This window comes from Pseudomonas sp. CCC3.1, assembly GCF_034347405.1.
Lineage (GTDB): Bacteria > Pseudomonadota > Gammaproteobacteria > Pseudomonadales > Pseudomonadaceae > Aquipseudomonas.
The window spans coordinates 4149701-4172097 of record NZ_CP133778.1 but is presented as its reverse complement, the minus strand read 5'-3'; the positions used below and the strand labels follow the sequence as shown (position 1 = coordinate 4172097).

Genomic DNA, 22397 nt, shown 5'->3' with positions numbered 1-22397 from the left:
TCCTGAAGGTTGCAGAGCCATCTCGACGGCCCATAATGGCGGCCATTATACGAGGGCACGAGCACCTCTGAACGCTATATTTAGGAGTCTTTTATGGCTGTCGCTCTGAGCACGCTGGTAGAAGAAGCAAATCGTTACCTGAACTGCGCTGCCATCAGCGATTACTGCCCCAACGGATTGCAAGTTGAAGGCCGACCGCAAGTGCTGCGCATCGTCAGCGGCGTGACCGCAAGCCAGGCGCTGCTCGATGCTGCCGTCGAGGCCCAGGCCGATTTGGTACTGGTGCACCACGGCTATTTCTGGAAGGGCGAAGACCCTTGCGTCACCGGCATGAAGCAGCGCCGTCTGAAAACCCTGCTCAAGCACGACATCAGTTTGCTGGCGTATCACTTGCCCCTTGACCTGCACCCTGACGTGGGCAACAACGTGCAATTGGCGCGGCAGTTGGAGATCACCGTTGAGGGCCCGCTGGACCCGAGCAACAGCAAAGTCGTGGGGTTGGTGGGCTCATTGGCTGAACCGATGACTGCACGTGATTTTGCCCGGCGAGTACAAGAAGCCCTGGGACGCGAGCCATTGTTGATTGAAGGCAGTGAAATGATTCGCCGCGTGGGTTGGTGCACGGGCGGCGGCCAGGGCTACATCGACCAGGCGGTATTGGCGGGTGTTGATTTGTACCTGAGTGGCGAAGCCTCTGAGCAAACCTTCCACAGCGCACGCGAAAACGACATCAGCTTTATCGCGGCCGGGCATCACGCCACCGAGCGCTACGGCGTACAAGCGCTGGGCGATTACCTGGCACGACGCTTTGCGCTGGAACATCTGTTTATCGATTGCCCAAATCCGATTTAACGGCACGTCCCTTTGTAGGAGCGAGCTTGCCTCGCGATCTTTTGCTTCTAAAGATCAACAGATCGCGAGGCAAGCTCGCTCCTACAGGGGCGGAATGGCCAAACCCGGCGATCTATTCTTAGATCGTTTCGATCTAGTTGGTGCCCTCAATAGAAGAGGGCGCTGTGCTAGCATTCTCCGCTCGAACACGGCCCGCAGGCCGTTCATAAGATAGTTTTCGTGAGTAGCCATGGTCGACAAACTGACGCACCTGAAACAGCTGGAGGCGGAAAGCATCCACATCATCCGCGAGGTGGCTGCCGAGTTCGATAACCCGGTAATGCTGTACTCGATCGGTAAAGATTCCGCCGTGATGCTTCACCTTGCTCGCAAGGCATTTTTCCCTGGCAAGCTGCCGTTTCCGGTGATGCATGTCGACACTCAGTGGAAATTCCAGGAGATGTACAGCTTTCGCGACAAGATGGTCGCCGAGCTGGGCCTGGACCTGATCACTCACGTCAACCCGGACGGCGTGGCACAAGGGATCAACCCTTTTACCCACGGCAGTGCCAAGCACACCGACATCATGAAAACCGAGGGCCTCAAACAGGCTCTGGACAAATACGGCTTTGATGCTGCCTTCGGTGGCGCGCGCCGCGACGAAGAAAAATCCCGCGCCAAAGAGCGTGTGTACTCTTTCCGCGACAGCAAGCACCGCTGGGACCCGAAAAACCAGCGTCCCGAGTTGTGGAATGTCTACAACGGCAACGTCAACAAGGGCGAATCGATCCGCGTTTTCCCGTTGTCGAACTGGACCGAACTCGACATCTGGCAGTACATCTACCTCGAAGGCATCCCGATTGTGCCGCTGTACTTCGCCGCTGAGCGTGAAGTCATCGAGAAGAACGGCACATTGATCATGATCGACGACGATCGAATCCTTGAGCACCTGTCTGACGAAGACAAGGCGCGCATCGTCAAGAAAAAGGTCCGTTTCCGTACGCTTGGCTGCTACCCGCTGACCGGCGCGGTGGAGTCCGAGGCTGAAACCCTGACCGACATCATCCAGGAAATGCTCCTGACGCGAACTTCCGAGCGCCAGGGCCGGGTCATCGATCACGATGGCGCAGGCTCGATGGAAGATAAAAAACGTCAAGGTTATTTCTAAGGGGTTGTCATGTCGCATGTTTCTGATTTGATCAGCGAGGACATCCTCGCCTACCTGGGCCAGCACGAGCGCAAAGAGATGTTGCGCTTTCTGACCTGCGGCAACGTCGATGACGGCAAGAGCACCCTGATCGGGCGCCTGCTGCACGACTCCAAGATGATCTACGAAGACCATCTGGAAGCTATTACCCGTGACTCGAAAAAGAGCGGCACCACCGGCGATGATATCGACCTGGCATTGCTGGTAGACGGCCTGCAAGCCGAGCGCGAGCAGGGCATTACGATTGACGTGGCCTACCGCTACTTCTCGACGGCCAAGCGCAAGTTCATCATTGCCGATACCCCGGGTCACGAGCAGTACACCCGCAACATGGCCACCGGTGCGTCCACCTGTGACCTGGCGATTATTTTGGTGGATGCCCGCTACGGCGTGCAGACCCAAACCCGTCGCCACAGCTTTATCGCCTCGTTGCTGGGCATCAAGCACATCGTTGTGGCCATCAACAAGATGGACCTCAAGAACTTTGATCAAGGTGTGTTCGAGTCGATCAAGGCCGATTACCTGAAGTTCGCCGAAGGCTTGAAAATGAAGCCTTCGAGCATGCATTTCGTGCCGATGTCTGCCCTTAAAGGCGACAACGTGGTGAACAAGTCCGAGCGTTCGCCGTGGTACACCGGCCAGTCGCTGATGGAAATTCTGGAAACGGTTGAAGTCGCGGCCGATCGCAACCTCACCGACCTGCGCTTCCCGGTGCAGTACGTGAACCGTCCGAACCTGAACTTCCGTGGCTTCGCCGGTACGCTGGCCAGCGGCGTGGTGCACAAGGGTGACGAAATTGTTGTCCTGCCGTCGGGCAAAAGCAGCCGCGTTAAATCCATCGTCACCTTTGAAGGTGAACTGGAGCATGCAGGTCCGGGTCAGGCAGTAACGCTGACCATGGAAGACGAGATCGACATCTCCCGTGGCGACTTGTTGGTGCATGCCGACAACGTGCCGCAGGTGACCGACACCTTCGAAGCCATGCTGGTGTGGATGGCCGAAGAGCCGATGCTGCCGGGCAAGAAGTACGACATCAAGCGTGCGACCAGCTATGTACCGGGGTCGATTGCCAGCATCGTCAACAAAGTCGACGTGAACACGCTGGAAGAAGGCCCGGCGAGCGCGTTGCAGTTGAACGAGATCGGCAAGGTCAAAATCAGCCTCGACGCTCCGATTGCGCTGGATGGTTATGACAGCAACCGCACCACGGGTTCGTTCATCATCATCGATCGCCTGACCAACGGCACGGTGGGTGCAGGCATGATCATTGCGCCGCCGGTGAGCCATGGCAGCGCGACGCATCACGGCGAACTGGCACACGTTGCCACAGAAGAACGCGCCCAGCGTTTTGGCCAGCAACCGGCGACGGTGTTGTTCAGTGGTTTGTCGGGCGCGGGTAAAAGCACCCTGGCTTACGCGGTTGAGCGCAAGTTGTTCGACATGGGCCGTGCGGTGTTCGTGCTGGATGGTCAGAACCTGCGCCATGACCTGAACAAAGGTCTGCCACAGGATCGTGCTGGCCGGACCGAGAACTGGCGTCGTGCTGCTCACGTGGCGCGTCAGTTTAACGAAGCGGGCCTGCTGACACTGGCAGCCTTTGTTGCCCCGGATGCTGAAGGCCGCGAACAGGCCAAGGCGCTGATCGGTGATGATCGTTTGATCACGGTCTATGTACAGGCATCGCCAGCCGTGTGCGCCGAGCGCGACCCGCAAGGGCTGTACGCGGCGGGCGGCGACAACATTCCGGGCGAGTCCTTCCCGTATGACGTGCCATTGAATGCAGACCTTGTGGTCGACACTCAGGCGTTGTCGCTGGAAGACGGCGTCAAGTTGGTACTGGACCTGTTGCGTCAACGCGGCGCGATTTAAGCCGCGATTAAAAAGCCCGCCACCGAGCGATCGGTGGCGGGCTTTTTGTTGGGCAGGGTGGTGCAATTTGTAGGAGCGAGCTTGCTCGCGATCTTTTGATCTTTTAAAAGATCGCGAGCAAGCTCGCTCCTACAGGGGGGGTGTTGTATCAGACTTTGGGGTATTCCCGATGCAACTCGCCCAACAACCGATCCTTGTCTTCCCACAGCTGGTTGATCCAGCCCTGAAATGCCAACTTGTACTCGGCGTCCTGGTCGTAGTTTCGGCCAATAAACTCAACCGGAATTTCCAGTTCTTCAAACACCACCACCACGTCTCGCACATGGCCGCACAGCAAGTCCCAATACCCCGGACGTCCGTCTGGGTAATGAATCGTCACGTTGACGATGGACTTCAACTGTTCGCCCATCGCATCCAGCACAAAGGCAATCCCCCCGGCTTTGGGTTTGAGCAGGTAGCGAAACGGTGATTGCTGGGCGGCGTGTTTGGCCTCGGTAAAGCGCGTGCCTTCGACGAAGTTGAAAATCCCCACCGGTTGATTTTTGAACTTGGCGCAGGTTTTACGCGTGGTCGCCAGGTCAGCGCCTTTCTTTTCCGGGTGTTTCGCCAGGTAGGCCTTGGAGTAGCGCTTCATGAACGGAAAGCCCAGCGCCCACCACGCGAGCCCAATCACCGGCACCCAGATCAGCTCCTGCTTAAGGAAGAACTTCAGCGGGCGGATACGTTTGTTGAGCACGTATTGCAGCACCATGATGTCGACCCAGCTCTGGTGGTTGCTGGTCACCAGGTACGAGTGCTCGTAGTCCAGCCCTTCAAGGCCTTTGATATGCCAGCGGGTTTTGCGCAGTAAATCCATCCAGCGCGAGTTATTGCTCACCCACGCTTCGTGAATACGGCGCATCAACTCGTCCGTCACCCGCTGCGCGGCCGGAAAGGGCAGGCACAGTTTGAAAATGGCGACCACAAACAGCGGCGTGCAGCACACGATGGTGTTGATCGCCAATAACAATGAAGCAATGACGCCGCGTAACGGCGCAGGCAGAGAGTCCATTCACACATCCATAGGTCGGTTGGCGGCTTGAATTGCCGTCAGGGCGATGGTGTAGACGATGTCGTCCACCTGGGCGCCACGGGGCAGGTCGTTTACCGGTTTGCGCAGGCCTTGCAGCATCGGCCCCAGGCTGACGCAATCGGCGCTGCGTTGCACGGCTTTGTGCGTGGTGTTGCCGGTGTTCAGGTCCGGGAACACAAACACCGTCGCTCGGCCTGCCACCTGGCTATTAGGCGCCAGTTGGCGGGCCACGGCTTCGTTGGCAGCGGCGTCGTATTGCAACGGGCCGTCGATCAGCAGTGCGCGCTGGGCTTCATGGGCGAGGAGGGTGGCTTCACGGACTTTTTCGACTTCTTCACCGCTGGCCGAGTCGCCGCTGGAATAACTGATCATGGCCACGCGTGGAGTAATCCCGAACGCAGCCGCCGAGTCGGCGCTTTGCAGGGCGATTTCGGCCAGTTCAGTCGCGGACGGGTGCGGGTTCATCACGCAGTCGCCGTACACCAGGACCTGCTCCGGGAACAACATAAAGAACACCGACGACACCAGCGTGCAGCCCGGCGCAGTTTTAATCAGTTGCAGGGCAGGGCGGATGGTATTGGCAGTGGAGTGAATGACCCCGGAAACCAGGCCGTCGACTTCGTCCAGTGCCAGCATCATGGTGCCGATCACGACCGGGTCTTCCAGTTGCTGTTCGGCCATGGGTGCGTTGATGCTCTTGGTTTTGCGCAGCGCCACCATGGGTTCGACATAACGGCCACGAATCAGGTCTGGATCGAGAATTTCCAGCCCCGGCGGCAGTTCAAAACCATGGGCCTTGGCCACGGCGTGGACTTCTTCAGGTTTGGCCAACAGCACGCAGCGGGCAATGCCACGGGCCTGACAGATGGCTGCTGCCTGCACGGTCAAAGGCTCGCTGCCTTCGGGCAAGACGATCCGCTTGTTGGCCTGCTGGGCGCGCTGGATCAACTGATAGCGGAACACCGCAGGCGTCAGGCGCATTTCCCGTGGCGTGCCGCAGCGCTGATGCAACCAGTGGGCGTCGAGATAGCCAGCCACAAAATCAGTGATGATTTCCGCACGCTCGCGGTCATCAATCGGAATCTCTTTGTTCAGTTGATTGAGCTGATTGGCGGTGTCGTACGAGCCGGTGCTCACCGACAACACCGGCAGCCCGGCTTGCAGCGCGCCTCGGCACAGCTCCATGAGACGCGGGTCGGGCTTGGTGTCGCTGGTCAGCAACAGGCCCGCCAAGGGGACGCCGTTCATCGCGGCCAGGCTGACGGCAAGGATGATGTCATCGCGATCACCGGGAGTGACCACCAATACGCCGGGCTTGAGCAGTTGCAGGGTATTGAGCACGGTGCGGGCGCACAGGATGATCTTCGACATCCGCCGGGTTTCGTAGTCGCCCGCGTTCAGCACCTGCGCCCCGAGCAGCTCGGCCACGTCGCGGGTGCGCGGGGCATTGAGCTCGGGTTGGTAGGGGATGCAGCCCAGCAGCTTGAAATCACCGCTGCGCAGCAACGGCGAATGCTCTTTGAGGCGTGCCGAAAACACTTCCATGCTCTCGTCGGTGCGCACTTTATTGAGGATCACGCCGAGCACTTTCGGGTCTTTCGGGCCGCCAAACAGCTGCGCCTGCAACTCAACCCGGCCTGAAAGCTCGGTCAGCACTTCGTTTTCCGGCGCCGACACCAGAATCACTTCAGCGTCCAGGCTCTTGGCCAAGTGCAGATTGACCCGTGCCGCGTAACTGGCGGTGCGAGTGGGCACCATGCCTTCCACGATCAGCACATCTTTGCCAATGGCCGCTTCTTGGTAAAGGCGGATGATTTCTTCGAGCAGTTCATCCAACTGGCCATCACCGAGCATCCGCTCGACATGTGCCAGGCCCAAAGGCTGTGGCGGTTTGAGGCCGTGAGTGCGGGCCACCAGTTCGGTAGAACGCTCAGGGCCGGTGTCGCCTGGGTGCGGTTGGGCAATCGGCTTGAAAAAACCGACTTTCAGACCTGCACGTTCCAGGGTACGGACCAGGCCGAGACTGATAGATGTCAGGCCCACACCAAAGTCAGTGGGGGCGATAAAGAAAGTTTGCATGCGAGCTTCCTGACGTGGCAGTGCAAGAGCAACACTCGATAAACGAGACATGTGCCTGAATCAATTGCCAAGGTTAACGCTATCGGCCGCTTGAGCACACCAGCCACAGTGAAAGGGCTGGCCTATTTTTTTTGACCGTTGCTCAGGGTCCAGCACCCAGGGGCGCGATTGCCAGGGCGGTTGATGACGCTGGTGCTGGGTATGGCCACACGAGAGCACGACGACCCAGTGCTGCTCTTCATCTTGGCGCCAGCCAATGATTGTTGAAGTTTTCAAAGTGATCCGTTGGTCTTGGTTGTGTTCGCTTTCGTGCGATTGCTTGGTTAAACTTGCGCACTCTTTATTATTTTGCAAAAGGTCTCGCCCCATGACGATCGCCGCCAACAAGGCAGTCTCCATCGAATATACCCTGACCAACGACGCTGGTGAGGTCATCGACAGCTCTGCCGGCGGCGCGCCGCTGGTTTACCTGCAAGGTGCAGGCAACATCATTCCAGGTCTGGAAAAGGCGCTTGTTGGCAAGGCTGTTGGCGACGAGCTGGAAGTTTCCGTTGAACCTGAAGACGCTTACGGCGAATACTCTGCCGAGCTGGTCAGCACCCTGAGCAGCAGCATGTTCGAAGGCGTTGACCAACTGGAAGTGGGCATGCAATTCCACGCTTCCGCGCCGGACGGCCAAATGCAAATCGTGACCATCCGTGATCTGGACGGCGACGACGTAACCGTTGATGGCAACCACCCATTGGCGGGTCAGCGCCTGAACTTCAAGGTCAAGGTTGTTGCTGTACGTGACGCGAGCGAAGAAGAAGTTGCTCACGGCCACGTTCACGGTGAAGGCGGTCATCAGCACTGATAAGTGCTGCTACGCTCAGGTGTGAGCTAGCCACAAAAAGGCGCCTTCGGGCGCCTTTTTGCATGGTTGAGAGTGTGGCAATCGGCATCTTGAGCGATTGTCTGAATCTGCCCCGGGAATTTTGGAGTCCGTCATGAGTGCTTTTCACGACCTTACCTTAGATGCACTGGACGGCAAGCCGTTGTCACTGAAGACCCTGAAGGGGCAGGTGGTACTGGTAGTGAACGTTGCCTCCAAATGCGGTTTGACCCCGCAGTACGCCGCCTTGGAAAACCTGTATCAACAGTACAAAGAGCAAGGCTTCAGCGTACTGGGCCTGCCGTGCAATCAGTTCGCAGGGCAAGAGCCGGGCACTGAAGAAGAGATTCAGACGTTTTGCAGCCTCAACTACGGCGTGTCTTTCCCGTTGAGCAGCAAAGTTGAGGTCAATGGCCCGGACCGTCACCAGCTTTACCGCTTGCTGGCAGGGGAAGGGGCCGAGTTCCCTGGCGACATTACCTGGAATTTCGAGAAGTTTCTGGTCGGCCCGGACGGTAGGGTTCTGGCACGCTTCTCACCTCGCACCGCGCCGGATGACCCCGCTGTGATTCAGTCGATTGAAAAAGCGCTGGCTTAAACGAGCGCTTTTAGGCAGGAACGAGCTTTTGATCTTAAAAGCCCGCACGACAAGCCCAATGCTGTTCACTTAAGAGCAATGTCACTCAAGTGTGGGAGCGGGCAAGCCCGCTCCCACAGGGGCAGAAGTCGCTTAAGTGAACAGCATTGCGCACGACAAGCCCGTTTTTTACCCTTCTGAGGGAGGTGGCAGTGGAAGTGCATCGGTTTTGCTCTGGCAGGCACGCTGCAACTGACCTTCAAACTGTTCGATAATCCCCGGCCAGCCTTGGCGGCATGCATGGTGGCGCGCATTAAGACGTACCGTGCGCAACGTTTCCGGGTCTTCGAGCAGCCAGGCTGCCGCATCAATGAACGCGTATTCATCGCCTGGCATGGCCAGCACACCGTTGTAGCCGTGTCGAATGTGCTGACCGGCAGCTGCGGCGTCATAGGCCACAACCCCCAACCCCGATGCCAGCGCTTCGAGCACGACATTGCCAAAGGTCTCGGTCATGCTGGGAAACAAGAACACGTCGCCGCAGGCATAGTGGCGGGCGAGGTCTTCGCCTGATTGCGCCCCACAAAAGATGGCTTCGGGCAGTGACGCTTCGAGTGCGGCGCGTTTGGGGCCGTCGCCGACCACAATCAGCCTGAACCTGCGCCGTGGATAGCGCTCTTGTAGAGCATCCAGACTGCGTTTGAGCGCCCCCAGATTCTTTTCAGGTGCCAGACGGCCCACATGCAGCAGCGCAATGTCGTTCTCGCCCAGGCCCCAACTTTGGCGCAGGGCGTTCTGTCGTTTTGCCGGGCTGAACAGCCGACTGTCGACCCCGCGCTCAAGCAGTTCCAGTCGATCAAAGTGCCGGCGCTCCAGCTCAAGCCGCTGGCTGGTACTGGGGACCAGGGTTAATGCTGAGCGGTTGTGAAACCAGCGCAGATACTGAGTCAGGAGCCGGCTGAATACGCCCAGGCCATACACACTGGAGTATTGCTGGAAATTGGTATGAAAACCGCTGACCACGGCAATCCCCAAACGGCGGGCAACGCGAAGTGCACACAGGCCTAAAGGACCTTCGGTAGCGATATACACCACATCCGGGCGTTGCAATTGCCAGCGCTTCATCAGTCGACGGGTGGAGGCCATGCCCCATTGCAAGCCGGGGTAACCGGGCATGGACCAGCCACGGCAGAGCATCAACTGATCATTGCTGCGTTGATTGCCATCGCATGTCTGACGTGGGCGCACCAGTTCGACATGGTGGTCGCGAGCACGCAACCCATCAAACAAACGGCCAAGGGTGTTAGCCACACCGTTGATTTCAGGTGGAAAAGTTTCGGTGATCAGAGAAATATGCAGGGCAGTTGTCATGGCACCAGTTTCGACGTGATCTATGTCGACTACGTGTCAGCTTAATGATGAATTTATGGCGAGCCGCAAGCTGGCCGCCAAGTCACAGCTTAAGTGCTGTACGGCTCTCATCGTGTGCATCACAGCGATGAGAGCCTTGGTTTTATTCGTCTATTTTTAAGCAGTCATTCACGCAGGCAGATAGCTTTTCGAGTGTGAGCGAGGTAATACGATGCTCATCTTCGAACGAGTACGCTTTGGAGAAAATACCGGCGTGGGTCAGCCCGCTGTAGTCGACGCCATCCGGGTATTCGTCGCGGTGCAGGCGTTTGTCCAGGGCTTCTTCGGTCAGAGAGAGGGAGTGAGTGACCAGACGTTCTTCGAGGTTATTCACCCCGTTGAAATAAATGCTGTCCGGGTCCAGGCCCAAGGAGGCCAAAGCGCTTTTGAGTTGAGTACGGATACGGTCGCGCAGAATTTCGGTTGCTGTAGTCATGTTGTTAACGTCCTTACTGTACTTCAAGCAGCGAGAGCGTCCTGCTCTGCAATGGGTTTGCTTGAAGAGTTGGTGAGGAGGATTTAAAAACAAGTTGCTGCCGTGATGTAGGTATCTATGTAGTGCAGTTGGGCGCAAACCCGTTTTTGCGCCCAGACAAGTGTTTCAGGATTTTTTGACGGCCAGTGCCTCTTCGCCCCGTTCACGTACCCAGAACAACGTCGCCCCGGCCACGGCTGCGGGCATCATCAGGATGTTGACGACCGGAATCAGCAGCACCAGATACACCACCCCGCCAAAGCTCAGGCTTTGCCAGCGCTTTTGCCGCAGCCAGGCGAGCATTTCGTTCCAGCCCAGTTTGTGGTTGTCCGCCGGGTAGTCGATGTACTGGATGGCCATCATCCAGATCCCGAAAATCAGCCACAAGGGCGCTGCGATCAGGTTGACCACCGGTATAAACGAGAGAATCAGCAACGCAATGGCACGCGGCAGAAAATACCCCAGCTTGCGCATTTCACGCACCAGCGTGCGAGGCACCATGGCGATCAGCTCACTCCAGCTGAAAGGCGGGGAGTTATCGACACCGCGTACCACGGCCTCGACTTTTTCCGAGAGAAAACCGTTAAAGGGCGCGGCAATGATATTGGCCAGCATGGTGAAGGTAAAAAACACCATCAGCGCGACCAATACGACAAACAACGGCCATAACACGTAGTTGAGGAAGCTGAGCCAGCTGGGCAGTGATGGCATCAGCGCATCGACCCAAAGGCTGAACTGATGCCCGGCGAAGTAAATCAGCCCGACGAACAGCACCAGGTTGATCATCAGCGGCAGCAGCACGAATAAACGCAGGCCTGGGCTCAGGACCAGCTTTAGGCCTTCACGCAGGTACTGTGGGCCAGAAAGAACGGGGGCGGGCATAGTGGGCTCCGAGCAATTGAAAACCGGCCGACCTTAACGGCTTTATCTTTACGACGAAAGCCCAGTCTCAAGATCGACAATAACTGTAACAAAGACGTCCAATGATGAATTTGACGAGATAGAGACCTGCTATGAGCTGGATTGTTAATGCGTATTTCCTTACTCTCAGCGGCCTCTATACGCTGCACCTACAATTTTCTGGACCTGCGGTTTTCAGGCTTGGCCTGAGCGGGTGTGCGGTTTCTTTTTATTCCAGCCGGTAAAGCGGCGTTCCGACCCGGTTTTGACACGGGCGGTCATAGGAGTGAGTCATGTCTGAAGTACGTCATTCGCGTGTGATTATTCTGGGTTCTGGCCCTGCCGGTTACAGCGCTGCGGTTTATGCTGCCCGCGCTAACCTCAAACCACTGCTGATCACAGGCATGCAGGCGGGCGGTCAACTGACTACCACCACTGAAGTCGATAACTGGCCAGGTGATGTACACGGTCTGACCGGGCCAGCGTTGATGGAGCGCATGCGCGAACACGCCGAGCGTTTTGAAACCGAGATCGTGTTTGATCACATCAACGCCGTTGATCTGAAAAGCAAGCCATTCACCCTGACTGGCGACAGCGGTACGTTCACCTGCGACGCGCTGATCATCGCGACCGGTGCCAGCGCTCGTTACTTGGGCCTGCCGTCTGAAGAAGCCTTCATGGGCAAAGGTGTTTCGGCCTGTGCGACCTGTGACGGTTTCTTCTACCGCAACAAGCCTGTTGCCGTAGTGGGCGGTGGTAACACCGCGGTTGAAGAGGCACTGTACCTGGCCAACATCGCCAGCAAAGTGACTCTGGTTCACCGTCGCGAGACGTTCCGTGCCGAGAAAATCCTGATCGACAAACTGAATGCCCGTGTGGCTGAAGGCAAGATCGAATTCAAGTTGAACTCGACTCTGGATGAAGTGCTGGGCGACAACATGGGCGTGACAGGTGCTCGTCTGAAAAACAACGACGGCAGCTTTGACGAAATCAAAGTCGACGGCGTGTTCATTGCCATCGGCCACACCCCGAATACCTCGCTGTTTGAAGGCCAACTGGAACTCAAAGACGGCTACATGGTGGTGAAGGGTGGCCGTGAAGGCAACGCGACTGCGACCAGCATCGAGGGCGTATTTGCTGCCGGCGACGTAGCTGACCACGTGTACCGCCAAGCCATCACCTCGGCGGGCGCTGGCTGCATGGCTGCACTGGACGCTGAACGCTACCTGGATGACCTGCAGAACGCAGCGTTCAAGTAATACGCAGCACATGAAAAAACCGGCCTCGGCCGGTTTTTTTGTGCGCAAAGAACGTGTAGGAGCGAGCTTGCCTCGCGATCTTTTAACGATCAAAAGATCGCGAGGCAAGCTCGCTCCTACAGGGCTTTATTTTTAAGCTTTGCGCGTCAGCGGCTGGGCGGTGAGTTTAACCCCGGCCAGGCCGTGCTCGATCAAGGCGCGGATGTTGCTGTGGTCAGTGCCTTCTGGCGTTGCCAGAACCGAACGGTAATGCTCGCCGAACGCCAACAGGGCTTCTTGATCGCTCAGGCCTTCGAGCAGGGCCAGGCCCAAGGTTTTGCACGAGCCTTCGTTTTGCCCGGCTGCGTTTTCGACGCCGCCGTTGTTGAAAGCCTGCGGCTGGTAATCGTAGTGCGCGGCGATAAACGCCAGCGTGTCAGCGAATACGTGTTCGCCGCTGTTGAGGCTGGCGCGCAGGGTGTTCAAATCAGTCATGCTGTTTTCCTTTGGCAAACGTCGCCGTTTGTTCGGCGTTGGCTTCTTTCTGGTACTGGGATTTCCATTCGGTGTACGGCATGCCATACACCACTTCACGCGCGTCATCGAGGCTGATGTCGATCTGACGTTCATCCGCCGCAGCCTTGTACCACTTGGACAGGCAATTGCGGCAAAAACCCGAGAGGTTCATCAGGTCAATGTTCTGCACGTCTTTGCGGCTGTCCAGATGTTCAACAAGGCGGCGAAAGGCAGCGGCTTCAAGTTCAAGGCGTTCTTGGGGCGTCATAAAATTCACCTGGGTTCTGTGGGGTTAAGCTCAGCGGCTAGCCGCTAGCGTAATCGACACCGATTCAGCAAAGCGCAGGGCGTGTGGCTTGTCGACTTCGACTTCGGCGTATCGCACGGCGGGGTTGCTCATCACCAGATCCAGCAGTTCCTGGGTCAGGCGCTCAAGCAGGGCGAAGCGGTTTTCTTCGACGTGCTGAATCACCGCTTTGGTAATGGTTCGGTAGTTCAGGGCGTGGTCGATGTCGTTATCGCGCACCGCTTCTTGCGCGGCATACAGGATGGTGAGGTTGATCAACACATCCTGCTTGTTGAGGATTTCGTCCTCATTGATGCCGATAAATGTGCGCAGGCACAGGTCTTTTACGCGGATACGGGCCATTCCCGGCTGAAGTTGTGGCATTACGACTTGCTCCGTCCAATCAATTGCAGGAACTCCATGCGGGTGCTGCTTGAGTCGCGAAACGCGCCGAGCATGACCGATGTGTTCATGGTTGAATTTTGTTTCTCTATGCCACGCATCATCATGCACATGTGCTTGGCTTCGATCACCACCGCCACGCCAGCCGCCTGGGTGATGTGCTGGATCGCGTCGGCAATTTCCCGGGTGAGGTTTTCCTGGATCTGCAGGCGACGGGCAAACATGTCGACGATGCGGGCGACTTTCGACAGCCCCAGTACTTTGCCGGTCGGGATGTAAGCCACGTGTGCCTTGCCAATAAACGGCAGCAGGTGGTGTTCGCACAGCGAGTAAAGCTCGATGTCTGCGACGATCACCATTTCGTCGCTGTCTGAGGCAAACAACGCGCCGTTGACGATGTCTTCCACGCTCTGGCCATAGCCATGACACAGATACTGCATGGCTTTGGCGGCGCGTTTTGGGGTGTCGAGCAGGCCTTCGCGCTCAGGGTTTTCGCCGAGTCCGACCAGGATCTCGCGGTAATGCTCAGGCAATGATGTGCTCATGAAAATACTTCCTCGCGGACGACTTATTTAAGGTGCCGTCCGCCGTTGACAGTCAGGGTGGTGCCGGTCACGTACGGGTTGTCCAGCAGGTAGCGCAGGCTTTGGTAGATCACCTCGGCGCCGGGTTCGAAGCCCAGTGCTGACTTGGCCAAGGCTTTGGCGCGATACGCCGCGTCGTCGTCGGGGTTAAACATCAGCAAGGCCGGGGCGATGCCGTTGACTTTGATATGGGGCGCCAGTTGCGCGGCAAATGACAACGTCAGGCTGTCGAGCCCGGCCTTGGTGGCGCAATACGCGATGTGTTTGCTGCTGCCTTTGCGCGTGACATCGTCGCTGATGTGAATGATGTCTGCCGGGTTGGAGCGCGCCAGCAATTCGCTGCAATGCAGGTTGATCAGGTACGGGGCGAGCATGTGCACGCTGAACATCTGGGTAAATGCGCTGGTTTCGGTGCCAGACGTTTCAGCCAGCCACTCCGACGCGTTGTGGACGATAGCGCGCAAGGTGTCGGTGTGGGATTTAAGCCGCTCGATAAAATCGAGAATGCCGGCCTCATTGGAAAAGTCGGCATACAGCGCCGTCACACCCAGCTTGCGCAAAGCCTGGACACCAGGCTTTTCGGTTCGATAACTGATAATCACCGTAAAGCCGTCCGCCAGCAGTTGCTTTGCGCAATGCAAACCAACGCGCTGGCCAGCGCCTGTGATCAGAATCGGTGCTGAAGGAGAAGGCATGACGGACTCTGCGTGGGGAAACAGGTAATAGTTTGTAGGAGAAGTCAAACTATACCAGCGTCCGCGACGTAACGGCCAAGCCTGAGTCAGTGATTAGTTGTGATGTGCCGTGATGCTGTTAGCCACAGTTTTGTTGGGTGAACTGTGCAGCCATCCCGCGAGCAAATGCGTCGAAAGCGGAATAAACAGGTAAACCATCAGCGGCGTCAGGGCCAAGGTGCTGACAAACACCCGCGGTAACAAGCTCAATTCGCCCAGCAACGGGCCTAAAGCAAAGTTGAATAACAACGACACCGGAAAGAATGCCAGCCAGATGGCCACAGCTTGCTTCCAGCGTGGCGGACGTTGTGCGCTGGCGAACCAGCCGTCGATACCGCTCACGCGATGCTCTGAAGGGTTGGCGAATAAGTGTCTGCCGCGTTGCAGCCAGGACTTGCGAGAAACAGAGTGTTCCCAGGCGTGCAGGGTGGATTCGTCGGCAAAGCGGAAAATGATCTGAAATTCGTCATCGCCGGGTGGCGGGGCCAGGACGCCGGAACCCAGATAACCTGGGAAGTCAGTGGCTAATTGTTCACCTTCGTGCAGCCAGGCAATTAATTGCTGATAACGGCCTTTGGCGACGCGGCGCGCGACCATCAAGGTGACAGGGGAGGTAGACATTGTGTATCTCCATGAGGCGGGTGCTGCCCGGGTAGGGCAATCACAAAACACAGCGCCGGGGTGGTGGGCTGTGTGCTGAAAGACAAGCAAGGATTGTTCCTGTATTCCCTTGTAGCCGCTGCCGCAGGCTGCGATAAGGGCCGAAGGACCTTCGTTCACGTTGAAAAGCCGGGGCCGCTACGCGCCCCATCGCAGCCTGTGGCAGCGGCTACAGGTTTACGATTGTGGGGGCATGAGGCGTAGAATCCCCCTTCAACCCTTGTACCTGGCCCTCCTGATGCCCGTGATTACCGATATTGAGCCTGTTGCGTTGGCTGCCCAGCGCCCTGAGCCGCAAGGTTTGTATCCGATCAGAGACGTTGCCCGGCTCACGGGAATCAATCCGATTACCCTGCGCGCCTGGGAGCGGCGCTATGGTCTGATACAGCCGATACGCACCGAAAGTGGGCATCGCTTGTACACCATGAGCGATATTGAGGCAGTGCGTCAGGTCATGGGATGGCTTGAGCGCGGGGTCGCGGTCAGTAAGGTCGCCGAATTGCTCGCCCGCGCCACCCCGTCTGGCAGCGCACTGCAAGACGGTACGTCAAACGAATATGCGCAGTTACAAACACGTATCCAGAGCGCGCTCAGTGCCTTCAATGAGTCAGAGTTGGAGCGTTTGTACGCTCAGATTTTCTCCAGTTACCCGCCTGAAGTCGTGTTTCAAGACATCTTCTTGCCGCTCTGGCAGCGACTGTTGAAGGCGCACGATGAGTTTGGCCGCACCAGCGAATGGCTGTTGCTTGACGGCTTTTTGCGCGGGCGCGTGCAACACCGCCTGCACATGCAGCAGGCAGATGCGCCCCAGTGTGTGTTGCTGGTGGCGCTGGCTGAATCATGCCGTGAGCTGGAGCTACTGGTCGCGGGGTTGTTGTTGAGCCGCAACGATCGCGTGGTCAGGGTTTTGGCCGTGGGCCAGCCTCTTGATGAGCTGCTGTTGATTTGCGAGAAGATTCAGCCGCAGGCCGTCGTGTTGTTTGCCCAGCATGTGCTGGGAGCGGTGCAGCATCGACGATTGACGCGATTGGCTCAGAGCCTCAACTGTTCGATAGCGCTGGCGGGTGAGGCTGCGGATGTGGCGCAAGAGGCGCTGCAAAGCTCATCGATTGCGTGTCTGGGCAGCGAAGCCCGGTTGATGAATCAGCGTCTGGACGCAGAACTCAAGAGGACGGCAGGCCGCTGAGAGGCTCAGGCGTGCAGTGCCGGATGGGCCAGGCGATGCTGTTGCAGGATAAATTGACGCAAACGTTCGGTTTCTCCCGTGTCCTTTTGGTTGAGACGGTAGGCATAAAGCCCTGATCGAGTTTGCTGTTCCAGCGTGCCGCGCACGGCAATCCGCTCATACCCCGTTGGGCTGAACCATTGGGCAAATTGGCGAGGCGGGCGGCTGTTGTTACGCACCTCAATCAGCAACCCCTTGAACGACACCTCAGTGACCCACAGGTGTCCGGGGCGCGCCCGAATATTTTCCAGCGCCACCGGCTCTTCTAGCGTGAATCGCCAAGGCCGAATTTTTGGCCCTTCTTCGAAAATGCTCGGGACGCCCAGTTGCAGGTGCTGGGTGTGAAATTCGTCTTCAATCAGACGCAGCGGAAAACTCATTTTCTGGTTGGCAAATTGCGCCTGGAGGGTGACTTGCTCGTGGGCGGCCAAACGTGTCAACAGGTCACGAATTTGCGACACGCCACTCACGGTCAGGCTCGACGAAACCTCCCGCTGATTGAGCAGCGGGTTTTGGTGCATTAACTGGATGAAGTCCAACTCGTCCTGAGTCAGAAGGCCGTCATGCGACATAATCTGGCTCGATCATTTTGCTTAATAAGCAGGGTCTTGAGTCTAGACCTTCAATCTGGCTTTTTGTTAAAGCCATTCGTCGCTTTCAACGCGTCCAGTTCTGCCTTCACTGCGGCCAGTTCTGCTTCCAACTGAATGACTTTCTGCTGAGCCTTGACGTTTTGGGTGACGTCTTTTTGTACGCCAATAAAGTAGGTCAGCTTATCGCTGTCGTTGAAGACAGGCGTGATAGACAGCTCGTTCCAGAAATGTGAGCCGTCCTTGCGATAATTGCGCACTACCTGACGCGTGGGTTCTCCACTGGCAATCGCTTCACGGATCAATTCCAGCCCGATTTGATCGCGGTCCCCGGCCTGCAAAAAGCGGCAATCCTGATACAGGATGTCGTCGCTGCTGTAGCCCGTCAGTGCTTCGAACGCCGAGTTAACGTAGATCAGAATGTTGTCTTCACCTTCCTGTTCGGCGACCACGATGCCGTCTTGGGATGCGTCTACCATGCGTTGCAGCAAACGGGCATTGATCATCGAGTAGCGCTCCAAAAGTCAGGCAAAGTCGCGGCATTTTAAGACATCGCGACAAGCTGTCTACGTGCTATCACCGAAAGCGACCTCCCACCTGTTAATATCCCGGCCTTTTAGTCAGTTACAGGATCAGATTGATGAAAGTCGCCATCCTTTCCGGCTCGGTGTACGGCACCGCAGAAGAAGTCGCCCGCAACGCCAAACAACTGCTGACCGATGCCGGTTTTGAGGTGTTGTTCAACCCGCGCGCCAAGTTGGCCGATATTCAGGCCTTTGCCCCGGATGCTTTTTTAGCGGTGACCTCCACCACCGGCATGGGCGAGCTGCCTGATAACCTGGCCCCGTTGTACAGCGAGATTCGTGACCTGCTGCCCGCTGCCTGGCGCGGTCTGCCGGGCGGCGTTATCGCTTTGGGCGACTCGAGCTACGGCGATACCTACTGCGGCGGTGGCCAATTGCTGACTGAACTGTTTGCCGAACTGGGCTTGCGCGAGGTCCAGCCAATGCTGAGCCTGGATGCCAGCGAAACCGTTAACCCTGAAGGCGACTCCGAGCCGTGGGTAGAAGGCTTCATCAAAGCACTGAGCCAGTAACCGGCCGTTCACGCAGCAGCTCCAGCCAGGCTTGAGCTGCGCGTGACAAATACGCACCTTCGCGCCAGATGAATGCAATGTCCCAACGCAAGTCGTCGGGTGCGATGAGCTTCAAGCGTACGACGCCAGGCCGTATCAGCCCGCGAGCGACCACGCTGGGCAGCAGCACCACGCCTTGCCCGGCGGCCACCAAGGCCACCAAAAAGTCCGATTGGCCGCTGCGCCCGCCTTCCTTGGGCGTGAACCCCATTTGTTGGCAGGCCTGAAGGACCCGATCGTTAAGCACAAAGCTGCGCTGATAGAGCAAAAAGGGCGTTTCTGCCAGTTGCTCCAGACGCACGCTGCCGCTTTCAGCCAGCGGGTGATCAGCCGGGAGCAGGGCATCCAGTGGCTCATCGCAAAAGGGTTGATAGGCAAAGGTGTTGTTCTTCGGCGTGAGGCTGCCGCCCAACTCCAGTTCGCCACTCAAGACCGCCTGTTCGATATTCAAACTGCCGCCTTCTAGCAATTGCACCTGAATGTTCGGATAACGGCGCCGGTACTCGGCAAACAGGCTGGCAAACAGCGCATTACTGCCCAGCAGCGGCAGGCCCAGTTTTAATTCGCCACGGGTCAAGTGGCTCAGGTCGTCAAGCTCACTCAACAACTCATTGTGCAGGCGCAGCATGCCTTCGGCGCGCTGCAAGACCACGTTGCCCGCTGCCGTCAGGCGGACATGCGAGCCCAGTCGGTCAAACAAGGGCGTGCCGAGACTGTGCTCCAGTTGGGCGACCTGTTTGCTCACCGCTGATTGGCTGATGTGCAGGTATTGCGCGGCTTGGGTGAATCCACCGTGGCGAGCCACTTCAACGAACGTACGCAGTTGTTTGAATTCCATGAGCATGATTCCAGTTTGGAATGGCGCTTAGTCTAACAATTCGTTTTCGGTATGGAAGGTGCCTCTTTAAACTGAAGCCCTGTCTAGAGTGGAAACAACATGAAACGCTTTGATGTAAAACGCGCAGGACGGCTGGTCAGTGAAATCGCCGTATTGCTGGCCATTTATTTTCTGGGGTGCCAGATCGCGACAGGTTGGCATTTACCGATACCGGGCGGCGTGATCGGCATGGCGCTGTTGCTGCTGGCGTTCGCCTTGGGCTGGGTCAAGCCTGCAACCTTGCAACTGGGCGCAGGTGTATTGATGGCCGAGATGCTGTTGTTTTTTATCCCCGCCTTGATGAGCCTGCTTGATTACGGGGTGCTGGTGCGCGATGACGGCTGGCGCATCCTGCTGGTCATTGGCATCAGCACCTTGCTAGTGATGGTGGTCACCGCGTTTACCGTCGAAGCCGTCTGCCGCTGGAGGTTGCGCCATGACGTTTGAATGGATGCCTATGTTCTGGCTGCTTCTCACATTGGCGGCTTATGGCTTGAGCCGCTGGTTGTATCGGCGTACCGGACGCTACCTGCTGTCGCCACTGATTCTGGTACCGGCCTTGTTGCTGGCGGTGGCTGTGCCGCTGAACACGGCCTACGCCGAATACTCCAGAGATACCCATTGGCTGATGCTGGTGCTGGGCCCGGTGACCGTGGCCTTCGCCGTGCCCATCTGGCAGCAACGCACATTGCTCGCGCAGCATTGGATGGCCTTGTTATTGGGCATGCTGGCGGGCAGCGTGGCGTCGATTGGCAGTTCGTTCTGGCTGGCCAGGGCGCTGGCGCTCGACACCTCACTGACCTTGTCATTGGTGCCGCGCTCAATCACCACGCCGTTTGCCATGCCGCTGGCGCAAAGCCTGGGCGGAGTGCCGGATCTCACTGCCGTATTTGTGATGTTTACCGGGGTCTTTGGTGCACTGATGGGCGGCATCTTGCTCAAGTGGTTGCCATTGCGCAGCAGCCTGGCGCGCGGGGCGCTGTTTGCTGTCGGCGCCCACGGTGCGGGAGTCAGCCGTGCGCGTGAGGTGGGTAATGAAGAAGGTTCGGTGGCCGGTTTGGTGATGGTGCTGACCGGGGTGCTTAATCTGTTTGCCGCCCCTTTACTGACACTGATGCTTTAACGTTTTTTTAGCCGCTGTGAAACATCAAATCGCGGGTATAAAAAAGGCCGCTGTAAGACAGCGGCCAAAGAAGACGTTCATCAAGGAGCTACAAATCAACGTCAGGGTAAACCGGGGAAGAGCAGAGTCGATGGACTCAATGCCCTGGGCTTGTCTGGACAAGCGCGGCAAGAATAAAGTCTTGGCCGTTAGGGAGTAAGCCCGGTTTACGACAATCTCTTTTACAACTTGGGCAACAGTCTTCCAAGGCTTGTAGCGCTCTAGATCGGGGCTTTTGACGGCCTGCTGTCTTAAAAAATAATGACCGTGCACTAACTATGTAGTGCGTATGCGGGTATTGATCAGCGTTCAATGAGTGCTCATCAGATTGCCTCTTGCAGACTTAATCACAGCACGATGCTGGATAGGCAAGACGCAATAACAGGAGCTATACCATGAGCAATTTGAATGGCGCGTCGCTTGAATCTCGTAATACAAATGCGGAACACAAGCATCGTGTACGAGGCTTTTTAAATGAAAAGCTCGCAAAATTTGGTGTTGATTGCGACAACCTGCATCTGACCATCGTGTACGACGTCATCCATTTTCGGGTGAAGTCCAGTCAGTCGTTGCACCAAGTAGGGCTTGATTGCCTTGATCGTGGCCACGGACTGACTTACGAGGGCGGCACAACAGCCGTGTTCACCGAGTCTTGGACATTTGAAGATCAATATCGCCATCGCAAACTGTCGTTTTACGACGTTGAGAAAATGCTGAGCGAGATGATGGATGAAGCCAAATATCAATGGAGCAAATAACTCAGAACACGATCAATGGGCCTGATAACCCATGCGCCAACTGATGGCGTGGGCCGCAGCCAGCAAGCGTTGTGCTGCTGGCCCATGTTCATCGGCATGAAACAGCGAGGTAGGGCCGACCACGGTCAGCACACCGGCGACTTTTCCGGTGGCCTCAAACACGGGGGCTGACAGGGCATCGACGCCTGGCATCAATAAACCATGCACAAAATGCAAACCTCGGGTGCGGATCTGTTCGCTGATGACGGCATAGGCCTCGGCTGTTTGCAGCGGATGCAATTGATCGGTCTTTAGCTCTTGCTCACGCAACTCGGCAGTTTCGCGGTCGGGCAAAAAGGCGTTGAACACCAACCCGGTCGATGAGCTCAACAGCGGCAGCACCGAACCCAGCTTGGTGACCACTGTGACCGCACGAACGGCGGCTTCAATATGCACCACGGTCGCCCCCTGATTGCCCCACACGGCCAAAAAGCAGGTTTCGTTCAAGTCATCACGCAACTCGGCCAAGGGCAGGGCGGCGACTTTCAGCACATCCATACTATTGAGCGCGGCCAAGCCCACGCGTAAGGCCTCACGGCCCAGAGCGTAATGGTTGGTGGCGGCATTCTGCTCGGCAAACCCACTGGCAATCAGCGCCTGCAAGTAACGATGAACCTTGCTCGCGGGCATTTGCACGTGCTCGGCCAGGCGAGACAAAGAGGTCGATGGCGACAGCTCGGCCAGGGCCTTGAGGATGTCGGTGCCGACTTCTGCGGAGCGCACTTTCTGTTTGCCAGTGCTGTCAGTATTGCTGCGGGGCTTTTCCATGGAGGCGCTGGTTCTCGGGACGAATGGCCGTCTTTATAGCTTGACGCTCAATACCAATCAAATTACGTTATGCGTAATTTGATTACGATAAAAATAACGCAGTGACACGCCGGTGGTTTCAGCGCCGAGTGA

The 22397-nt window shown here is 57.2% G+C and carries 27 protein-coding genes; 11 read left to right on the top strand and 16 right to left on the bottom strand.

Features of this window, described 5'->3' with window-relative positions:
- The first annotated feature begins 93 nt into the window (after nt 1-93).
- The 3 genes from RHM56_RS18355 to cysN all read left to right on the top strand — a co-directional run bounded on the left by RHM56_RS18355 (nt 94) and on the right by cysN (nt 3907).
- The gene (locus RHM56_RS18355; RefSeq protein WP_322234734.1) at nt 94-852 is read left to right on the top strand and encodes a Nif3-like dinuclear metal center hexameric protein; all 759 of its coding nucleotides are present in this window, start codon (nt 94-96) and stop codon (nt 850-852) included.
- A gap of 229 nt (nt 853-1081) precedes the next feature.
- The gene (gene cysD, locus RHM56_RS18350; protein WP_019408820.1) at nt 1082-1999 is read left to right on the top strand and encodes a sulfate adenylyltransferase subunit CysD; all 918 of its coding nucleotides are present in this window, start codon (nt 1082-1084) and stop codon (nt 1997-1999) included.
- A 9-nt stretch (nt 2000-2008) separates the two neighbouring features.
- A complete protein-coding gene (gene cysN / locus RHM56_RS18345) occupies nt 2009-3907 on the top strand; it encodes a sulfate adenylyltransferase subunit CysN (RefSeq protein ID WP_322234732.1) in 1899 nt (632 codons plus the stop codon).
- Nucleotides 3908-4055: 148 nt separating this feature from the next.
- Here the strand turns inward: cysN and RHM56_RS18340 are convergent, their stop codons facing one another.
- The 3 genes from RHM56_RS18340 to RHM56_RS18330 are packed head-to-tail and all read right to left on the bottom strand — an operon-like array spanning nt 4056 to nt 7457.
- Nucleotides 4056-4958 (bottom strand): acyltransferase, encoded by a 903-nt coding sequence (locus RHM56_RS18340; protein WP_322234730.1) that lies wholly within the window; start codon nt 4956-4958, stop codon nt 4056-4058.
- A complete protein-coding gene (gene pta / locus RHM56_RS18335; protein WP_322234728.1) occupies nt 4959-7058 on the bottom strand; it encodes a phosphate acetyltransferase in 2100 nt (699 codons plus the stop codon).
- Between the two features lie 60 nt (nt 7059-7118).
- Nucleotides 7119-7457: a DUF3565 domain-containing protein gene (locus RHM56_RS18330; protein ID WP_322234726.1), complete on the bottom strand. Its 339-nt coding sequence runs from the start codon at nt 7455-7457 to the stop codon at nt 7119-7121.
- On the opposite strand from RHM56_RS18330, the gene RHM56_RS18325 reads away from it, so the two are divergent.
- The gene (locus RHM56_RS18325; RefSeq protein WP_322234724.1) at nt 7426-7911 is read left to right on the top strand and encodes a peptidylprolyl isomerase; all 486 of its coding nucleotides are present in this window, start codon (nt 7426-7428) and stop codon (nt 7909-7911) included. The two genes, RHM56_RS18330 and RHM56_RS18325, sit on opposite strands and share 32 nt — an antisense overlap.
- 133 nt (nt 7912-8044) lie before the next feature.
- Nucleotides 8045-8527 carry a glutathione peroxidase gene (locus RHM56_RS18320; protein WP_322234722.1) on the top strand — a complete coding sequence of 161 codons (483 nt, stop codon included), beginning with the start codon at nt 8045-8047 and terminating at the stop codon, nt 8525-8527.
- A gap of 168 nt (nt 8528-8695) precedes the next feature.
- On the opposite strand, the gene RHM56_RS18315 is transcribed toward RHM56_RS18320, so the two are convergent.
- The 3 genes from RHM56_RS18315 to cysZ all read right to left on the bottom strand — a co-directional run bounded on the left by RHM56_RS18315 (nt 8696) and on the right by cysZ (nt 11273).
- Nucleotides 8696-9877: a glycosyltransferase family 1 protein gene (locus RHM56_RS18315; protein WP_322234720.1), complete on the bottom strand. Its 1182-nt coding sequence runs from the start codon at nt 9875-9877 to the stop codon at nt 8696-8698.
- 142 nt (nt 9878-10019) lie between these two features.
- Entirely contained in the window at nt 10020-10352 is a 333-nt protein-coding gene (locus RHM56_RS18310; protein ID WP_322234718.1) for a hypothetical protein, read from the bottom strand.
- Nucleotides 10353-10517: 165 nt separating this feature from the next.
- On the bottom strand, nt 10518-11273 hold the full coding sequence (gene cysZ, locus RHM56_RS18305) for a sulfate transporter CysZ (protein ID WP_322234716.1): 756 nt from the start codon (nt 11271-11273) through the stop codon (nt 10518-10520).
- 311 nt (nt 11274-11584) lie between these two features.
- Here cysZ and trxB point away from each other — a divergent pair, with 311 nt between their 5' ends.
- Nucleotides 11585-12550: a thioredoxin-disulfide reductase gene (gene trxB, locus RHM56_RS18300; RefSeq protein ID WP_322234714.1), complete on the top strand. Its 966-nt coding sequence runs from the start codon at nt 11585-11587 to the stop codon at nt 12548-12550.
- Between the two features lie 132 nt (nt 12551-12682).
- Here trxB and RHM56_RS18295 read toward each other — a convergent pair whose 3' ends face one another.
- From RHM56_RS18295 to RHM56_RS18270, 6 genes are all read right to left on the bottom strand, one after another.
- The gene (locus tag RHM56_RS18295; RefSeq protein ID WP_322234712.1) at nt 12683-13024 is read right to left on the bottom strand and encodes a HopJ type III effector protein; all 342 of its coding nucleotides are present in this window, start codon (nt 13022-13024) and stop codon (nt 12683-12685) included.
- Nucleotides 13017-13313, bottom strand: coding sequence for a DUF1244 domain-containing protein (locus RHM56_RS18290; RefSeq protein WP_322234710.1), 297 nt, complete (start codon nt 13311-13313; stop codon nt 13017-13019). The genes RHM56_RS18295 and RHM56_RS18290 overlap by 8 nt, the downstream gene beginning before the upstream one ends.
- A 30-nt stretch (nt 13314-13343) precedes the next feature.
- Nucleotides 13344-13715: a dihydroneopterin triphosphate 2'-epimerase gene (folX, locus tag RHM56_RS18285; protein ID WP_322234708.1), complete on the bottom strand. Its 372-nt coding sequence runs from the start codon at nt 13713-13715 to the stop codon at nt 13344-13346.
- On the bottom strand, nt 13715-14278 hold the full coding sequence (gene folE, locus RHM56_RS18280) for a GTP cyclohydrolase I FolE (protein WP_322234706.1): 564 nt from the start codon (nt 14276-14278) through the stop codon (nt 13715-13717). Before folE ends, folX begins: the two co-directional genes overlap by 1 nt.
- 23 nt (nt 14279-14301) lie before the next feature.
- Complete coding sequence (folM, locus tag RHM56_RS18275; protein WP_322234704.1) at nt 14302-15012, bottom strand: dihydromonapterin reductase; 711 nt, start codon at nt 15010-15012, stop codon at nt 14302-14304.
- Nucleotides 15013-15105: 93 nt separating this feature from the next.
- The gene (locus RHM56_RS18270) at nt 15106-15672 is read right to left on the bottom strand and encodes an antibiotic biosynthesis monooxygenase (RefSeq protein ID WP_322234702.1); all 567 of its coding nucleotides are present in this window, start codon (nt 15670-15672) and stop codon (nt 15106-15108) included.
- A 277-nt stretch (nt 15673-15949) separates the two neighbouring features.
- Between RHM56_RS18270 and RHM56_RS18265 the strand changes: the two genes are divergently transcribed.
- Nucleotides 15950-16897: a MerR family transcriptional regulator gene (locus tag RHM56_RS18265; RefSeq protein WP_322234700.1), complete on the top strand. Its 948-nt coding sequence runs from the start codon at nt 15950-15952 to the stop codon at nt 16895-16897.
- A gap of 5 nt (nt 16898-16902) precedes the next feature.
- On the opposite strand, the gene RHM56_RS18260 is transcribed toward RHM56_RS18265, so the two are convergent.
- Both RHM56_RS18260 and RHM56_RS18255 read right to left on the bottom strand, forming a co-directional pair.
- Nucleotides 16903-17508 carry a hypothetical protein gene (locus RHM56_RS18260; RefSeq protein WP_322234698.1) on the bottom strand — a complete coding sequence of 202 codons (606 nt, stop codon included), beginning with the start codon at nt 17506-17508 and terminating at the stop codon, nt 16903-16905.
- A gap of 50 nt (nt 17509-17558) precedes the next feature.
- Nucleotides 17559-18032 carry a PAS domain-containing protein gene (locus RHM56_RS18255; protein ID WP_322234696.1) on the bottom strand — a complete coding sequence of 158 codons (474 nt, stop codon included), beginning with the start codon at nt 18030-18032 and terminating at the stop codon, nt 17559-17561.
- 134 nt (nt 18033-18166) lie between these two features.
- Here RHM56_RS18255 and RHM56_RS18250 point away from each other — a divergent pair, with 134 nt between their 5' ends.
- On the top strand, nt 18167-18622 hold the full coding sequence (locus RHM56_RS18250) for a flavodoxin (RefSeq protein WP_322234694.1): 456 nt from the start codon (nt 18167-18169) through the stop codon (nt 18620-18622).
- Here RHM56_RS18250 and RHM56_RS18245 read toward each other — a convergent pair.
- A complete protein-coding gene (locus RHM56_RS18245; protein WP_322234692.1) occupies nt 18603-19499 on the bottom strand; it encodes a LysR family transcriptional regulator in 897 nt (298 codons plus the stop codon). The genes RHM56_RS18250 and RHM56_RS18245 overlap by 20 nt on opposite strands.
- Nucleotides 19500-19598: 99 nt before the next feature.
- On the opposite strand from RHM56_RS18245, the gene RHM56_RS18240 reads away from it, so the two are divergent.
- The 3 genes from RHM56_RS18240 (at nt 19599) to RHM56_RS18230 (ending at nt 21458) form a co-directional block, all read left to right on the top strand.
- Complete coding sequence (locus RHM56_RS18240) at nt 19599-19985, top strand: CidA/LrgA family protein (RefSeq protein ID WP_322234690.1); 387 nt, start codon at nt 19599-19601, stop codon at nt 19983-19985.
- On the top strand, nt 19975-20661 hold the full coding sequence (locus tag RHM56_RS18235) for an LrgB family protein (RefSeq protein WP_322234688.1): 687 nt from the start codon (nt 19975-19977) through the stop codon (nt 20659-20661). Before RHM56_RS18240 ends, RHM56_RS18235 begins: the two co-directional genes overlap by 11 nt.
- A 434-nt stretch (nt 20662-21095) precedes the next feature.
- Complete coding sequence (locus tag RHM56_RS18230; RefSeq protein WP_322234686.1) at nt 21096-21458, top strand: hypothetical protein; 363 nt, start codon at nt 21096-21098, stop codon at nt 21456-21458.
- A gap of 12 nt (nt 21459-21470) precedes the next feature.
- Here RHM56_RS18230 and RHM56_RS18225 read toward each other — a convergent pair whose 3' ends face one another.
- Nucleotides 21471-22265, bottom strand: a complete 795-nt coding sequence (locus RHM56_RS18225) for an IclR family transcriptional regulator (RefSeq protein WP_322234684.1) — start codon at nt 22263-22265, stop codon at nt 21471-21473.
- Nucleotides 22266-22397: the final 132 nt, after the last annotated feature.

Coding starts and splice junctions, on each gene's coding strand:
- RHM56_RS18225 (WP_322234684.1), bottom strand. CDS start 22,265: ATGGAAAAGCCCCGCAGCAATACTGACAGCACTGGCAAACAGAAAGTG.
- RHM56_RS18330 (WP_322234726.1), bottom strand. CDS start 7,457: ATGGAGACTGCCTTGTTGGCGGCGATCGTCATGGGGCGAGACCTTTTG.
- RHM56_RS18270 (WP_322234702.1), bottom strand. CDS start 15,672: ATGTCTACCTCCCCTGTCACCTTGATGGTCGCGCGCCGCGTCGCCAAA.
- RHM56_RS18235 (WP_322234688.1), top strand. CDS start 19,975: ATGACGTTTGAATGGATGCCTATGTTCTGGCTGCTTCTCACATTGGCG.
- RHM56_RS18315 (WP_322234720.1), bottom strand. CDS start 9,877: ATGACAACTGCCCTGCATATTTCTCTGATCACCGAAACTTTTCCACCT.
- RHM56_RS18340 (WP_322234730.1), bottom strand. CDS start 4,958: ATGGACTCTCTGCCTGCGCCGTTACGCGGCGTCATTGCTTCATTGTTA.
- RHM56_RS18245 (WP_322234692.1), bottom strand. CDS start 19,499: ATGGAATTCAAACAACTGCGTACGTTCGTTGAAGTGGCTCGCCACGGT.
- RHM56_RS18265 (WP_322234700.1), top strand. CDS start 15,950: ATGCCCGTGATTACCGATATTGAGCCTGTTGCGTTGGCTGCCCAGCGC.
- pta (WP_322234728.1), bottom strand. CDS start 7,058: ATGCAAACTTTCTTTATCGCCCCCACTGACTTTGGTGTGGGCCTGACA.
- RHM56_RS18310 (WP_322234718.1), bottom strand. CDS start 10,352: ATGACTACAGCAACCGAAATTCTGCGCGACCGTATCCGTACTCAACTC.
- RHM56_RS18295 (WP_322234712.1), bottom strand. CDS start 13,024: ATGACTGATTTGAACACCCTGCGCGCCAGCCTCAACAGCGGCGAACAC.
- folE (WP_322234706.1), bottom strand. CDS start 14,278: ATGAGCACATCATTGCCTGAGCATTACCGCGAGATCCTGGTCGGACTC.
- RHM56_RS18325 (WP_322234724.1), top strand. CDS start 7,426: ATGACGATCGCCGCCAACAAGGCAGTCTCCATCGAATATACCCTGACC.
- RHM56_RS18320 (WP_322234722.1), top strand. CDS start 8,045: ATGAGTGCTTTTCACGACCTTACCTTAGATGCACTGGACGGCAAGCCG.
- RHM56_RS18260 (WP_322234698.1), bottom strand. CDS start 17,508: ATGTCGCATGACGGCCTTCTGACTCAGGACGAGTTGGACTTCATCCAG.
- folM (WP_322234704.1), bottom strand. CDS start 15,012: ATGCCTTCTCCTTCAGCACCGATTCTGATCACAGGCGCTGGCCAGCGC.
- RHM56_RS18250 (WP_322234694.1), top strand. CDS start 18,167: ATGAAAGTCGCCATCCTTTCCGGCTCGGTGTACGGCACCGCAGAAGAA.
- cysN (WP_322234732.1), top strand. CDS start 2,009: ATGTCGCATGTTTCTGATTTGATCAGCGAGGACATCCTCGCCTACCTG.
- trxB (WP_322234714.1), top strand. CDS start 11,585: ATGTCTGAAGTACGTCATTCGCGTGTGATTATTCTGGGTTCTGGCCCT.
- cysD (WP_019408820.1), top strand. CDS start 1,082: ATGGTCGACAAACTGACGCACCTGAAACAGCTGGAGGCGGAAAGCATC.
- RHM56_RS18240 (WP_322234690.1), top strand. CDS start 19,599: ATGAAACGCTTTGATGTAAAACGCGCAGGACGGCTGGTCAGTGAAATC.
- RHM56_RS18255 (WP_322234696.1), bottom strand. CDS start 18,032: ATGATCAATGCCCGTTTGCTGCAACGCATGGTAGACGCATCCCAAGAC.
- cysZ (WP_322234716.1), bottom strand. CDS start 11,273: ATGCCCGCCCCCGTTCTTTCTGGCCCACAGTACCTGCGTGAAGGCCTA.
- folX (WP_322234708.1), bottom strand. CDS start 13,715: ATGCCACAACTTCAGCCGGGAATGGCCCGTATCCGCGTAAAAGACCTG.
- RHM56_RS18290 (WP_322234710.1), bottom strand. CDS start 13,313: ATGACGCCCCAAGAACGCCTTGAACTTGAAGCCGCTGCCTTTCGCCGC.
- RHM56_RS18355 (WP_322234734.1), top strand. CDS start 94: ATGGCTGTCGCTCTGAGCACGCTGGTAGAAGAAGCAAATCGTTACCTG.
- RHM56_RS18230 (WP_322234686.1), top strand. CDS start 21,096: ATGAGCAATTTGAATGGCGCGTCGCTTGAATCTCGTAATACAAATGCG.